Genomic DNA, 12144 nt, shown 5'->3' on the forward strand with positions numbered 1-12144 from the left:
TAGTAAACTGACTGTACATTCCTATTGTATATCCAATAAAGGAAATGACTTTCTCAATCATAAAATAAAAAAGCCGCCGCGAATTGTCTTCCGCAACGGCTTTCTGTATTTTCGGTGTTTTCTTATCAGAACTTATATCCCACGATAATAGAGAAGTTCATGTTTTTAGGATTACCAACTTTTTCCACATCAACCAGACCAAATTGACCATCCAAGCCTGCAATGATTCTACCAAATTCCAATGCAACTCCTACACCAAGACCTGCATCAAAACGCTTCAAAGCATCATCACCAAAAGTGTCGACTTTGCGTTCTGTGTCATTACCTAAGTCAAACTTTGTTTTACCGGCAATACCACAAGCAAAATAAGGACCTGCATTCACCACCAGATTAGTATTATCTGCTACATTGAAACGTGCAGCAGCCATTACTGGCAATTCCAAATACATTGCATTAATGCTATTGCCATCTTTCTTTGCACCTTTACTAGTTAAGAATAATGAAGGTTGCAGTGACCATGTATCAGTAAAAGCATATTCAAAACCTCCACCAAGTTTGAATCCAACCTTTGCATTCAGATCAAGATCACCGGTGTAATTACTAAAGTTCATACCTACTTTGGCATTCCAACCTGTAATTTGAGAGAAACCTGCCACTGAAATCAGTGCAAATAAAACAAACAAAACACTCTTCTTCATAATTTTAAAGTTTTAAATTAATACTAAAGGTTTCTATTGACCTCATTGTTTAACAATACAAATGTATAATTGTAATTTGTATTAAACAACTTTTTCGTTAACAAGTGCGCAATTTATAGAGATTATACATAAAAAAAGGGAATTCCCTATTTTTGAGAACTCCCTTTCCTAATTTGTTGATTTGTTTTCTTCTTATTAGAATGCGTAATGGAAACCAATTGAAAGATCTTCACTAGTAAGTTCAAGACCAAAAGAATCTCCAAGCGTATTTATATTTCTACGATATCCCAGGAAACCATACTTGGCAATGAAAGAGAAGTGATCGTTCAATTTAACAGCAATACCCGGTCTAAGTCCCACTTGTCCGGCTTTAGTAGTGTCTCCGTCTTTAACCTTCACGAAGCCGAGAGCAGCAGTTCCGTCCAGAAACAGGCGAACCGCACCGGTTTCACAGTAAGACCAACGAATGTATGGAGCAACAATTACTGAATTTTTTGTTAGTCCACCATTATAATTATGTGAATAATCCAATTCAGCACCCAATGCCCATGTTTCATTAAAGTTGTATCCAACTTCCGGAGCAACTTTAAAAGAAGTAGTGTTGCCTGTGCTGTTACGCCAAACGTTCAAAGATCCGCCTACGTAAATGTCTTGTGCTTTTACAGCGATAGTTGCTAACATTACAACTACCAATAATAAACCCTTTTTCATTTTCTTTGTTTTTTTAAATTAAACGTTAGACCCCAATTCGGTCGATTTCTGGGGTGCAAATGTAAAGCTGTTTTTATGATTAAACAAACATTTAGTTAGTTTTTTATAATAAATACCAAATAAATATTGGGTGGTAAACGGACATCAATACCCAACAGGCATAAAATAAAATAGACTGCAAATACTTTCACAAGTATTTACAGTCTATTTATCAGATAGTTAAGTACCTAACCAGCGTATTTGACTATCCTTCTATTGCTGCTTGCGCCGCTGCAATACATTATTAATAATCAAAAACTTACATTGTTATTGTAAGCGACTGATAAGCACTACATCGCATTTTTTACTCAATGATTCCCTGCTATTCGTCTATAGCAACTTTCAAGTCATTTATCTCCTTTCTTTTAATAGTTCTATAATTGCGTCCTTATCCTTCAAGTTAGAGTCAAGACGGTTTATTTGCGCATTCAGACTATCCACCTGTTCTTTCAGGAGTGCAATAGTGCCCCTTTGGCTTTCTATCTCTGTCTGAGCTTTGGCCAGTTGAGAGGCGAGTTCGGCATCACCAATAATATTGTGGGCATTACCATCCAACGTCACTGCCGCAAGATAGGCGGATATCTGGTGTTGGACAGGGCAGAACAGTGTGAAGAAATTAAAGCCTAAAGCCTCACTGACCTTGATAAGGCGTTTGGTCTCCATAGTCTCCCTCTCCAGTATGCGGTTGACATGCTGTTGCGGCACACCAATTTTCCGTCCAAGCTCGGATTTACTCAATCCAAGTTCGTTGCGACGTTTCTCGATTGCCTCACCTATATGTACGTTTTTTATGTCTATATCCATAGGGCTAAGTCAATAATTAGACCTTAAACATTAAATAGTCAAACAAATATTTGTGTATATAAACCATTTTGTGTTACTTTGCAGGTGTAATACACTATATTAGTGGGTACAAAGTTAAACATTAAATATTAAATATCCAAAGATTATGGCAGAAAACTTGGAAAAAATTCGCCCAGCACTTACTGCCCTCGAAGTAGGCGGTACAGTCACATTCCCCATTTCAAGGCTGAAAAGCGTCCGCACGCAAGCCTCCGAACTGGGAGCTATTTATAACAGGCAGTTCAAAACAAAGACGAACAGGGAAACCCAAACAATAACCGTTAAACGTATCATATAGGGAATATGGCATTCATGCAGTTTTTAGACCGCCTTATTCCGTATGACATCTTTCTGAATGACCTTGCTGCAAGAATCGTAAAGTTTTTGAAGTCAGACAACAACGACCCTGAATTTATCAGTCAAAGAAGGGCTTATGAAATGTTTGGCCGCCGCAACGTCGAAAGATGGAGGCGCATGGGAAAAGTGGTAGCATACAAAAGACCGGGCAAGGTCGAGTACAGGACGGCCGACTTGCGCCTGTTGCAGCGTATCGTTCAGGACTATTTCGACAAAGACATTACGAAAGATGATCTGGAATGACGGTAAAAAGGCGAGTATTCAAACAATATTATGGCTATGTTGACAGTTAGAACTACCCCGTCAATGTGGCAAACAAACATATTTATGGGGCTGTTCATCATGAATTTATAGCTAATGAAGGAATTAAAACCTACTTGTGACCCTAATGGGGTCTATTCAGTTAAACGGACTTGTGCCGAATTGGGCATAAGCCACAAGACATTACGCAAGTACAGGGAGCGCGGTTATATCAGGCCGATCAACCCAGACAATGTTTGCCGTCCGAAATATTTGGGACAGTCAATCATAGACTGTTGGAATATCTTAATCGCATTATGATCAGTGAATCGACCATTAGCAAGGTCAGGGAACTTTCCATAGAAGATGTCCTCCGCCCATACGTCAAACTTTCAAGAAAAGGCTCGGCATTGATGGGGCTTTGTCCTTTCCACGAGGAACGGACAGGCTCATTCTCTGTCTCTCCGGCAAAGAATCTTTTCCATTGCTTCAGCTGTAACCGTGGTGGCGATGCAATCACCTTTATCATGGAGAAGGAAGGATTTTCATTCATGGATGCAGTCCGATTCATCGCAAAACATCATAATATCCAAATAGAATACACACAGGAAGAATATAATGAGGAACAAATGGCCGAAGAAAAACACAGGGAATCTCTCCTTGTCGCTTTGGATCATATACAGGCCTACTTTTTGAACTGTCTGAGGACAACAGATAATATAGAGTGCAAACAGGCCCGTGACTATGCCTATGGCAGATGGCCGGAAGAGTTCTGTTCCGTGGCTGGTATCGGATATGCCCCAATAGACGGAAACCTCTTTGTTGACTATTGCCAAAAAAGGTCGCTTAATGAAGAAGCACTCTTTGAGTTGGGAATGCTTAAACGTGGAGAGGACGGACACATTTATGCCATGTTTCGGCAACGAATCATGATACCTATCAGGAACAGATGGGGACGTATCATCGCTTATACGGCAAGACACATCGGCCACAATCCCAAAGCTCCGAAATACATCAATTCTTCCACCAGTCCGGTTTACTCCAAAGGGGAAACCTTGTTCGGCATCGACAGGGCAAGCCGCCAACGTAACGCTGACTACTTTATCATAGTGGAAGGCGCACCCGATGTCCTGCGGATGCAGTCTGTCGGCTTTGACAATACCGTGGCCGCACTTGGCACCGCATGGACGGACAGCCAGTTTGAACAGCTCAAAAAGTACACATCATCCTTATGTTTCATTCCCGATTCAGATGTGACGGAAGGCAAACCATACGGTGCCGGCTTTGAGGCGGTCATGGCGAACGGTGCGATGGCAATCAGGAAAGGGTTTCATGTGACGGTCAGGGAACTTCCGTTTGTCAAAGCCTCGGTTGTCGGTGAGAATATACCGTCCGAAGATACTTTCCAAGTGAAGTTTGTCAAAAATGATGCGGACAGTTTCATCAAGAGTAAAGAGGATTACACCTCGCTGGCAGAGAAGCATTTCATCATCTGGCTGGCTCAAAAACGTTTTCTTGTCGCTTCTTCATTGGTGGAAGAGCGGAAATGCGTGGCCGAAATAGCAGACCTGATGCGTTATGTAAAGGATCAGCTTGTCTTTGACCAGTGCATCGAGCAGCTGGCCAAACTGCACGGCAAGGTGAAGCTGTGGCGTGATGCCGTCGCACAGGCGCGTGGGGAAGCCCGGAAAAGGAATGAACGGCTTGAGCCCATGAATGAAATGCAACGGGATGCCGAATTATTGCGGCAGTTCGGCCTGTTTGTAAGGGAGAACTGCTACTATGCCACCGGCGACGATGACGAGGAGCCGGCAAGAATCTCCAACTTCATCATGGAACCGCTGTTCCACATTGAGGACGAGAGCAATGGAACACGTATCTTTCGGATGCGGAACATGTACAACATGTGCCGTGTCATCGAGCTGAAAGAATCCGAACTTTGTTCGTTGAGTAACTTTCAGCAAAAGGTCGGCTCTTTGGGCAACTATGTGTGGTTGGCCAAGATTGACAAGCTCAACCGTGTCAAGGAATATCTCTACTCGAAAACCGATACAGCGGAGCGCATACGGAAATTGGGTTGGAATGACACGGAAGGTTTCTTCGCCTTTGGCAACGGCATTTTGATGGACGGCACTTTCAGGGAAGTGGATGAATTAGGTATCGTAAGGGGTATCAATAGCAAGGCTTTTTACATTCCTGCCACGTCCAAAATCTATATCCATAATCAGGAAATCTTCCAGTTTGAGAGGCTGATGGTGCACGAGAACCGCAACGGCGTGAAACTTTACGACTATGTGACAAGGTTGGTGGAAGTGTTCGGCGAGAATGCGGCCATCGCCTTTTCTTACCTACTGTCCACCCTGTTCCGTGACATCATATTCCGGCGTACCCGGCATTTCCCCATCCTGAACCTTTTCGGAGAAAAGGGAACAGGTAAGACCACCCTTGCCACCTCTCTCCAGTCATTCTTCTTGCACGGTGTTGACCCGCCCAACCTCGGTGTCACCTCCGTACCGGCCATGAACGACCGGGTGTCACAAGCTGTAAACACACTTGTTGTATTGGACGAGTACAAAAACGACCTTGACATCCGCAAGATAGCCTACCTCAAAGGTCTTTGGGGTGGCGGTGGCCAGACTAAAAAGAACACAAGTACGGACGGAATGGCGGCCCAGACCATCGTCACTACCGGCGTGGCACTTTGCGGACAGGACAAGCCCACGCAGGACATGGCACTTTACACCCGTGTCATCTTCCTTGCTTTCTCCAAGACATCGTTCAACCAGGCGGAGAAAAGAAATTATGAGGATTTGGTGGCTCTCTGCAATTTGGGGCTGACCCATCTGACGGTAGAGATATTGAACCATAGGGAACTGTTTGAGAAGAACTTTCCTGAAATATATGCCATCACCAAACGGGAACTGGCTACAAAACTGGAAAACGAAACGATCCATGACCGCATCTTCGGCAACTGGGTCATCCCGTTGGCCACGTTCCGCACATTGGAGACTGTCATCCATGTACCTTTCAGTTATACGGAGCTGTTTGAAACAGCATTCAGGGGCATCCGTAACCAGAACGAGCTGGCGCAGGAAAGCTCTGAAATCGCCGACTTCTGGAATATGCTACAAGGATTCCAGACATCAGGGAAATGTATCGAAAAGGCGCATTACCGCATACGGTACTTGAAATCCTTCCGTCCCATATCCGTCAAGGAGGACATTGAGTTCAAGGAAGCCCGTCCTATCCTCTATCTGAATATGGCGGCAGTGGCTTCCCTGTTCAACAGCCGGAACATGAACGCCACCGCTAACCGCTCCAACTGGTCAACCATCATGTCCTACTTAAAATCCCACTCCTCGTACCTTGGCTTGAAACAGGACAGGTTCACCATTCTCCAGCCCGGCGGATTACCGGACTACATGATAGAAGTAATCAATGGTGAGCAGGTCAGGAAAGTCAAGGTAAACCGCCCCAAAGCGTTGTGCTTTGATTACCTGCAATTAAAGGATGCCTTCGGACTGGATCTTGAAACGGAAATTGTGTCTGACAGTCTGGACTTGTCGGAAGACAATCTTTCCGATTCAACCCCTTCCGATACCACACCTCCCATTCAGGAGGATTTACCATTCTAAATGATGAAATAATGAAGAACGAAGGACTTGACAAATTAAAAAACGAAGCGGTGAACGCTTTGGTGCGTTGGGGTAAAATCGGACTGGGTTTATATTCCATGCGCGATGCAGTCAATGCCTACATGAAGGCTTGCGGTGCTGACAAAATCCCCTTTGACGGTATAAACGGCATCAGAGAAAAAAGAAAAATAGTATCGGACGGTTTGCTAATCCATTGCATTGCACCTTTATCCAGAGAACAGTTATACAAAGTAAAGATGGAATTGAATCAAATTTCCAATTCCATCACCACTCATATAAAGCCACGATTCAAAAGGTAATATGAAAGAGGTATTATTGGCACCTAAATGCCATATAGTATTACACTGTTGATTCTGAATAAATTATTCTCTGAAAGAAAAATGGACTACGGGCAACGTTTGTTTATAGATTACGCATGTTCATAAATTCGTGAACACAATGAAATAATGAACGCAAAATTTGGCAAAGCAAAGAATGTTCACTAAATTTGCAGTGTTTATCAATTTATGAACATTATATGAACAATGAACGATACAACAATGAGAACAGATTATTTGGAATTGTTTCATGAAGCCATCAACAATTTGAGGGCGACAACAAGGAATGACTGTATTGTCATTTGTGACGAATTGGACCAAACTATTAGCATTAATAGCTTGAAGTTTTATTGTGACATAAAGAAAACCATAAGCAACGCCAACATCTTTTCAGTCGTTGACGGAATCAGAAGTAAAAGTAGCGATAGGAATATGCCTATGGTTTTGATTACTGATAAAATCTATCCCAAATTAGCCAATACGCTTTCGGACAATCAAATCAATTGGATAGACAAAGTAGGAAATTGTGATATCAGACATAAGAGTCTAATCATTAAGATTGCCGGCCAAAAAGACAACACCCCCACTAAACCAAGTTCTACTTCAAAAATAAGTGAGACAAACATCAAGCTCATCTTATTCTTCTTGCAAAATCCTGAAAGCGTCAATTGGGCTTATCGTGAGATTCAAGAGAAAGTCGGGCTGTCTTTGGGCACTATCACGAAAGCTTTTGATTTGTTGAAAGCGAAACAGTACTTGGTGCAAACTGAAAAAGGCAGAAAGATTTCGATGCGCGAAGAACTTGTCGAATGGTGGCAACAGCAATACAATGAATTTTTGAAACCTAAATTACTCATCAATCGGATGACCTTCCGCAGTCCGGAGCATAGAAGAAAATGGAAAGAAATGCTTCTTCCCGAAGGTATGTATTGGGGAGGTGATTGTGGAGCCAACTTAGTAGATGGTTACTTAATCCCCGGTGAATTTGAAATTTATTCAGATGTAGCAAGTTCGTTGCTTCTTCGTACCGGTGCGGTAATGCCTGCCCCAAATGGGGAAATACGCATCTACAAGAAATTTTGGATAGGGGAAAGCAAACTAAACCTTGCCCCAAAATTAGTCATTTACGCGGATTTAATGGGTGCTGGAGACAGCCGTTGCCATGAGGCCGCATTAAGAATAAAAGAAAATGGAATATAAAATCACACGAGATACTTTACAGAATAATTTGCTTTATGACACCCTTGAAGCATTGAGTAAAGTAATGAACGACCTGCAACTGGATGTGTATGTTGTTGGCGCACTGGCAAGAGACATTGCTATGGAAATACTTGAAATGCCGCCTTCGCGTAGAAGAACATCTGATCTTGATGTGGCTATTGCCTTGAAAGATTGGAGTCAGTTCGAGTTATTGTCGGAAAATTTATTGAAAAACAATTTTGTCAAGGGTAAACCGAAACAGCGATTTTATTATAAAGGTGTGGATGGAAAGAATGACTACGAAATAGACATTGTGCCTTTCGGAGAATTGGAGGAAGACGAAAAAGTCGCATGGCCACCTGAAGGCAATCCTGAAATGTCGGTCAAATGTTTTAGAGACGTAATGAATATAGCCGATACAGTGGTGATTGAAGACGCCATTACAATAAAGATGGCTCCTTTGTCAGGACAATTCCTCATTAAATTTGATACTTGGCTTGACAGGCACTTGCTCACAGACAAAGACGCAGCCGATATGCTTTATATAATGGACAATTTCTATTTGGCATACGTTTCGTTCAAACAACCAGTTCCTGATGAGGTGCAGGAAACAAGTGAAAGTTTTGACCTCTTGAATGGTGGTGCTCGATGGATTGCTTGTGAAATGAAAGAATTTCTTACAAAAGAACACTTGCAATTCTATACCGACCAACTACAAGCGCAAATAGAACTGGATGAAAACAGTCCACTAATCAGGTCTATGAGTAGCAAGTATTCTGCAAGCGACTCACATATGATTGTGAGAAATGCACTAATCGGAATGGTTGAAGTATTAAAGAAAGGAGAAAACAATGAAAATAGATAGCTTTTCAATAGAAGGTAAGCACAATTCAAATGAAGACAGCCTGTCAGTCCTTCAAATAATAGACGATAAGATTATCGCAGTATTGGCAGACGGTATGGGTGGCTTAACATTTGGCAAGGAGGCAGCAGATTTGATTGTAAGCACAATTACAACTTTTGTTTGTGAGCACATAAATAAAATGACTGTCAGCGATTTGTTGATTAAGGCATTAGAATTTGCAGACAAAGCCGTTTCCAAAAAGAGTTTGGAGATGCATAGTAAAATGGGCGCAGCCGTTGCTGTCGCCTTTATAGAAGATAGAGACATTCACTATACTTGGTTGGGCAATGTCAGAATTTATATTTCTGACCACGATGAAATGAAGCAATTAAGCACAGACCACACTCTGAATATCGGATATGGTAAGTACCTGCTCACAAGGTGCATTAAAGGTGCAGGTTTAAGAGATGACATTCCATACCAATGCCAGAAAGCCAATGCTGGAAGTTCCCTTTTCCTTTGTACTGACGGACTTTATAAACAAGTCAAGGTCAATCAGATGTTAGACAAAGCTCTACCCACAAATGAAGAATATGAGGATGATGCGACTTTAATAAGAATAGTTTTGTAAACTCAGAAACAAACATTGATTGTTATTAAACTCCAATCATGCAAGACGTATTACCCCCTGCTAATAGCGTTAGCAATGTTTCATTGTGCATTTCCAAATATAATATGCACCTATTTCAAAGGTGACACCGTTGACAAAGCATAAAAATCCTCATATCAACGACTTCCTATAAGAAAATTGCGTTGACAAACGTTGACAAAGGTAGTCATTATCGGAAATGCTGGAAAAATCGAAGCCAAACGTTGACAAGACATAGACTATTATTCTAAATTCTTTTTTCTAAGAAAAGAGATAAAATATTGTATAGCAATCGCTTTTGTAATGGCTATTTGGATAGATAGTATGTCAGCTCGCTTGTCAACGCTGTCAACACTCAAACATATAGGCTTCTACTTCTGCGAATGTGCATTTCTGCATAAATCGGATATATAATGCAGCCTTTTCTTCGTGTCAGTTCATACATTGGAACAATTTATCATAAATTATCCGATTATCTCCTTGATATTCCAATATTTGACGTATTGCATCCCAATCGCTTTGCTTTTACCTTTATGGCAAAAATGAATGCCATGATGGACTTGCATAAATTATTTGGAGAGATTATCCCGGAACAAATCTATTCGGTGAGTGAGGCAGCACGCTATTTTGGCGTACACCGATGTACAATATACGCTTATATCAGTCACCCTGAGAAGCCATTATCATTTACGCGGTTTCCCAATCAAGCGAAACTCCTATTCCAAGGAAGGGATTTGATAGCCTATAAAGCCAATGGACTTCCCAAAAGAGGGCGCAAACGGAAAAATGATATTCCATGATGCCGTTTGCATACCTCTTAGTTAAGTTCATTGTTGGGAAATTGGAGCGAGGCGTTACTGCTTCCGATAAGCCCCAACAAATCATAGACAAGCAGCCAGACTTCGACACGGATATTATCCATGTCGGCCACGGCTTGCTGATAACAGGATGGTGAAACAGCACCAGACAGTATCATCCATTCAACAGCACAAGTCTCCGGGTCTATTGCATCTGCAAATGATATAATCTCACTGACAAGGTTTTCCACCTTACCATATTCCATTTCAACGGTGAAACAAAAGGGTACGCCACTAAATGTTTTCCTTCGGAACTCAACTATCCAAATACCATCCTGCTCTTTGTGGAACACACGCCAGCCATTTCTGACAGCTATATCAAACAAATTCCTATATTCCATAGCACATAGATAATGTCAGCCGTAGCATTTGTTGCCACGGCTGACGGATTAATACTCAATCCTCAAACCTTGCAAGGAAACGCTGTAATCGGTTGTCTTGAAGTTTCTTTAATGGGGTCGGTTGAAAGTCTTGTTGCTGTCTGACTTGCAACTTGCCATACCCCTGTTTGGTCAAGTCAAGCTCCACTTCCGAAAGCTCGTTCAGCGAGATATAGCCATACTCGTCCTCCATCAGTCCGATGACTATGCCAAAAAGGATGGTATCATTCCCTTCTGCTTCTCCTTCAAGGATGAACCATCGGGCAGAGCCGAGAATAAACACTGCACGGCAAACCGCTTCTTTTCCCTTGCCGTTCTGGGAGTAAAGCGGAAAACCTTTCAAGGCTTCCGCTAATTGGGGTGTCATTAACCTGCACATATCAATCAAATTTTATTTCGTCCTCATATATTTCTATCTCTGCACCACTGCTGAACTGCACGATAAAACCTCTTGCTGTCTTGGCTACTATTGTGCCACGGTGATAGCCACGCCACGGTGTATTAAGCTCACATTGCCGTCCGTATTCGGGAAAATCATATTCGTTATTCATGATACTTTTGTTTTAGGGTTGATAATTCGGGTCAAATATGAGATTGCTTTCAATCAGATGACGGTACGCTTCCGAGGCGAGCCGTGATGCCCACTCGTTACGCTCGTCATAGAACCCTTTTTGATAGTTGTATGCCAACTGTCGCATGAAACCCATGAACACCTTGAACATCTGCTGCTGGAGATAACGGTGCGCTCTGGTAAGCTCCTTGCCGGTTTTCTCTGCGGAACACATCCGTCCATTGACGAAGTTTGTAAACTCTTTGGCAAAAGCCTTATCTTGTTCGGAGATAACCTCTCCTGAAAATTCCTGATAGTCCATAATCTATAGTTTTAGAAAGTTGCCTGATGGTAGATTTGCGGCTCTGCCGATACATTATAAACATAGCTGCCACAACGCACTAATAGACATTTATAGCCGTAATACAGCCTTTTCATGCCTCTTACGCTTCCAGTCTTGTGAAAGTTGGAAAAGCGGCTGATACCCACTCTCTTCCCTTGTTCGATAGTCATTCTTTTTACTCGCATAATCCTTCGTTTTTAGAGTTCCAATTCTTTTCCCTTTTGTGAAGCTCTTTTTGAGCTTCTTGGTCGGGAGAACCGTTTTTCGTGCGTTTCCTACACTACGGACAAAAGGGGGATAAGGCAAGTATGAGGTCAGAGAGCGCGGACGGAATACCCAAATTTTGGAGATACGAGAAAATTTGCGGAAGGCTGCCGGCAAGCCCTCCGACCGAAAAAGACAATGGTACTTGATGTTCCTCCTGTCCGTAGTAACTTTGCACGTAATATGGTATCGAGCA

The 12144-nt window shown here is 42.3% G+C and carries 17 protein-coding genes; 9 read left to right on the top strand and 8 right to left on the bottom strand.

Going from position 1 to position 12144, the window contains the following annotated elements:
* Window positions 1-125: 125 nt before the first annotated feature.
* The 3 genes from Bovatus_RS04840 to Bovatus_RS04850 all read right to left on the bottom strand — a co-directional run bounded on the left by Bovatus_RS04840 (window position 126) and on the right by Bovatus_RS04850 (window position 2252).
* Window positions 126-698 (bottom strand): porin family protein, encoded by a 573-nt coding sequence (locus tag Bovatus_RS04840; RefSeq protein WP_004295701.1) that lies wholly within the window; start codon window positions 696-698, stop codon window positions 126-128.
* A gap of 195 nt (window positions 699-893) precedes the next feature.
* Window positions 894-1409, bottom strand: a complete 516-nt coding sequence (locus tag Bovatus_RS04845) for an outer membrane beta-barrel protein (protein WP_004295700.1) — start codon at window positions 1407-1409, stop codon at window positions 894-896.
* Window positions 1410-1799: 390 nt separating this feature from the next.
* Entirely contained in the window at window positions 1800-2252 is a 453-nt protein-coding gene (locus Bovatus_RS04850; protein WP_004295699.1) for a helix-turn-helix transcriptional regulator, read from the bottom strand.
* 145 nt (window positions 2253-2397) lie between these two features.
* Between Bovatus_RS04850 and Bovatus_RS04855 the strand changes: the two genes are divergently transcribed.
* The 9 genes from Bovatus_RS04855 (at window position 2398) to Bovatus_RS25445 (ending at window position 10354) form a co-directional block, all read left to right on the top strand.
* Window positions 2398-2589: a hypothetical protein gene (locus tag Bovatus_RS04855; protein WP_004295698.1), complete on the top strand. Its 192-nt coding sequence runs from the start codon at window positions 2398-2400 to the stop codon at window positions 2587-2589.
* A gap of 5 nt (window positions 2590-2594) precedes the next feature.
* Entirely contained in the window at window positions 2595-2891 is a 297-nt protein-coding gene (locus tag Bovatus_RS04860; RefSeq protein ID WP_004295697.1) for a hypothetical protein, read from the top strand.
* A 114-nt stretch (window positions 2892-3005) separates the two neighbouring features.
* Window positions 3006-3209 carry a MerR family transcriptional regulator gene (locus tag Bovatus_RS25625; RefSeq protein WP_074726661.1) on the top strand — a complete coding sequence of 68 codons (204 nt, stop codon included), beginning with the start codon at window positions 3006-3008 and terminating at the stop codon, window positions 3207-3209.
* Window positions 3206-6523, top strand: a complete 3318-nt coding sequence (dnaG, locus tag Bovatus_RS04865) for a DNA primase (protein ID WP_004295696.1) — start codon at window positions 3206-3208, stop codon at window positions 6521-6523. The genes Bovatus_RS25625 and dnaG overlap by 4 nt, the downstream gene beginning before the upstream one ends.
* Window positions 6524-6534: 11 nt before the next feature.
* Entirely contained in the window at window positions 6535-6843 is a 309-nt protein-coding gene (locus Bovatus_RS04870; protein ID WP_004295695.1) for a hypothetical protein, read from the top strand.
* Window positions 6844-7083: 240 nt separating this feature from the next.
* Complete coding sequence (locus Bovatus_RS04875; protein ID WP_004303544.1) at window positions 7084-8061, top strand: type IV toxin-antitoxin system AbiEi family antitoxin; 978 nt, start codon at window positions 7084-7086, stop codon at window positions 8059-8061.
* Complete coding sequence (locus tag Bovatus_RS04880) at window positions 8051-8926, top strand: hypothetical protein (protein WP_004295693.1); 876 nt, start codon at window positions 8051-8053, stop codon at window positions 8924-8926. Before Bovatus_RS04875 ends, Bovatus_RS04880 begins: the two co-directional genes overlap by 11 nt.
* Window positions 8913-9536, top strand: a complete 624-nt coding sequence (locus tag Bovatus_RS04885) for a PP2C family protein-serine/threonine phosphatase (RefSeq protein WP_004295692.1) — start codon at window positions 8913-8915, stop codon at window positions 9534-9536. The genes Bovatus_RS04880 and Bovatus_RS04885 overlap by 14 nt, the downstream gene beginning before the upstream one ends.
* A gap of 569 nt (window positions 9537-10105) precedes the next feature.
* Window positions 10106-10354 carry a MerR family transcriptional regulator gene (locus Bovatus_RS25445; protein ID WP_032839557.1) on the top strand — a complete coding sequence of 83 codons (249 nt, stop codon included), beginning with the start codon at window positions 10106-10108 and terminating at the stop codon, window positions 10352-10354.
* Between the two features lie 17 nt (window positions 10355-10371).
* On the opposite strand, the gene Bovatus_RS04895 is transcribed toward Bovatus_RS25445, so the two are convergent.
* From Bovatus_RS04895 to Bovatus_RS24580, 5 genes are read right to left on the bottom strand one after another with little or no spacing between them, the layout of a single operon-like run.
* The gene (locus Bovatus_RS04895) at window positions 10372-10752 is read right to left on the bottom strand and encodes a hypothetical protein (RefSeq protein WP_004295690.1); all 381 of its coding nucleotides are present in this window, start codon (window positions 10750-10752) and stop codon (window positions 10372-10374) included.
* Window positions 10753-10807: 55 nt separating this feature from the next.
* Window positions 10808-11170 carry a hypothetical protein gene (locus tag Bovatus_RS04900; protein ID WP_004303545.1) on the bottom strand — a complete coding sequence of 121 codons (363 nt, stop codon included), beginning with the start codon at window positions 11168-11170 and terminating at the stop codon, window positions 10808-10810.
* 1 nt (window position 11171) lies between these two features.
* The gene (locus Bovatus_RS04905; protein WP_004295687.1) at window positions 11172-11342 is read right to left on the bottom strand and encodes a hypothetical protein; all 171 of its coding nucleotides are present in this window, start codon (window positions 11340-11342) and stop codon (window positions 11172-11174) included.
* A gap of 12 nt (window positions 11343-11354) precedes the next feature.
* Window positions 11355-11663 (bottom strand): hypothetical protein, encoded by a 309-nt coding sequence (locus Bovatus_RS04910; protein WP_004295686.1) that lies wholly within the window; start codon window positions 11661-11663, stop codon window positions 11355-11357.
* A gap of 11 nt (window positions 11664-11674) precedes the next feature.
* The gene (locus tag Bovatus_RS24580; protein WP_004295685.1) at window positions 11675-11869 is read right to left on the bottom strand and encodes a hypothetical protein; all 195 of its coding nucleotides are present in this window, start codon (window positions 11867-11869) and stop codon (window positions 11675-11677) included.
* Window positions 11870-12144 lie beyond the last annotated feature (275 nt).

The organism is Bacteroides ovatus, from assembly GCF_001314995.1.
Classification (GTDB): domain Bacteria; phylum Bacteroidota; class Bacteroidia; order Bacteroidales; family Bacteroidaceae; genus Bacteroides; species Bacteroides ovatus.

Bases quoted from the DNA above. Each gene is read 5' to 3' on its own strand.
- Bovatus_RS04840 (WP_004295701.1), bottom strand. From the start codon at position 698: ATGAAGAAGAGTGTTTTGTTTGTTTTATTTGCACTGATTTCAGTGGCA.
- Bovatus_RS04845 (WP_004295700.1), bottom strand. From the start codon at position 1,409: ATGAAAAAGGGTTTATTATTGGTAGTTGTAATGTTAGCAACTATCGCT.
- Bovatus_RS04850 (WP_004295699.1), bottom strand. From the start codon at position 2,252: ATGGATATAGACATAAAAAACGTACATATAGGTGAGGCAATCGAGAAA.
- Bovatus_RS04855 (WP_004295698.1), top strand. From the start codon at position 2,398: ATGGCAGAAAACTTGGAAAAAATTCGCCCAGCACTTACTGCCCTCGAA.
- Bovatus_RS04860 (WP_004295697.1), top strand. From the start codon at position 2,595: ATGGCATTCATGCAGTTTTTAGACCGCCTTATTCCGTATGACATCTTT.
- Bovatus_RS25625 (WP_074726661.1), top strand. From the start codon at position 3,006: ATGAAGGAATTAAAACCTACTTGTGACCCTAATGGGGTCTATTCAGTT.
- dnaG (WP_004295696.1), top strand. From the start codon at position 3,206: ATGATCAGTGAATCGACCATTAGCAAGGTCAGGGAACTTTCCATAGAA.
- Bovatus_RS04870 (WP_004295695.1), top strand. From the start codon at position 6,535: ATGAAGAACGAAGGACTTGACAAATTAAAAAACGAAGCGGTGAACGCT.
- Bovatus_RS04875 (WP_004303544.1), top strand. From the start codon at position 7,084: ATGAGAACAGATTATTTGGAATTGTTTCATGAAGCCATCAACAATTTG.
- Bovatus_RS04880 (WP_004295693.1), top strand. From the start codon at position 8,051: ATGGAATATAAAATCACACGAGATACTTTACAGAATAATTTGCTTTAT.
- Bovatus_RS04885 (WP_004295692.1), top strand. From the start codon at position 8,913: ATGAAAATAGATAGCTTTTCAATAGAAGGTAAGCACAATTCAAATGAA.
- Bovatus_RS25445 (WP_032839557.1), top strand. From the start codon at position 10,106: ATGATGGACTTGCATAAATTATTTGGAGAGATTATCCCGGAACAAATC.
- Bovatus_RS04895 (WP_004295690.1), bottom strand. From the start codon at position 10,752: ATGGAATATAGGAATTTGTTTGATATAGCTGTCAGAAATGGCTGGCGT.
- Bovatus_RS04900 (WP_004303545.1), bottom strand. From the start codon at position 11,170: ATGTGCAGGTTAATGACACCCCAATTAGCGGAAGCCTTGAAAGGTTTT.
- Bovatus_RS04905 (WP_004295687.1), bottom strand. From the start codon at position 11,342: ATGAATAACGAATATGATTTTCCCGAATACGGACGGCAATGTGAGCTT.
- Bovatus_RS04910 (WP_004295686.1), bottom strand. From the start codon at position 11,663: ATGGACTATCAGGAATTTTCAGGAGAGGTTATCTCCGAACAAGATAAG.
- Bovatus_RS24580 (WP_004295685.1), bottom strand. From the start codon at position 11,869: ATGCGAGTAAAAAGAATGACTATCGAACAAGGGAAGAGAGTGGGTATC.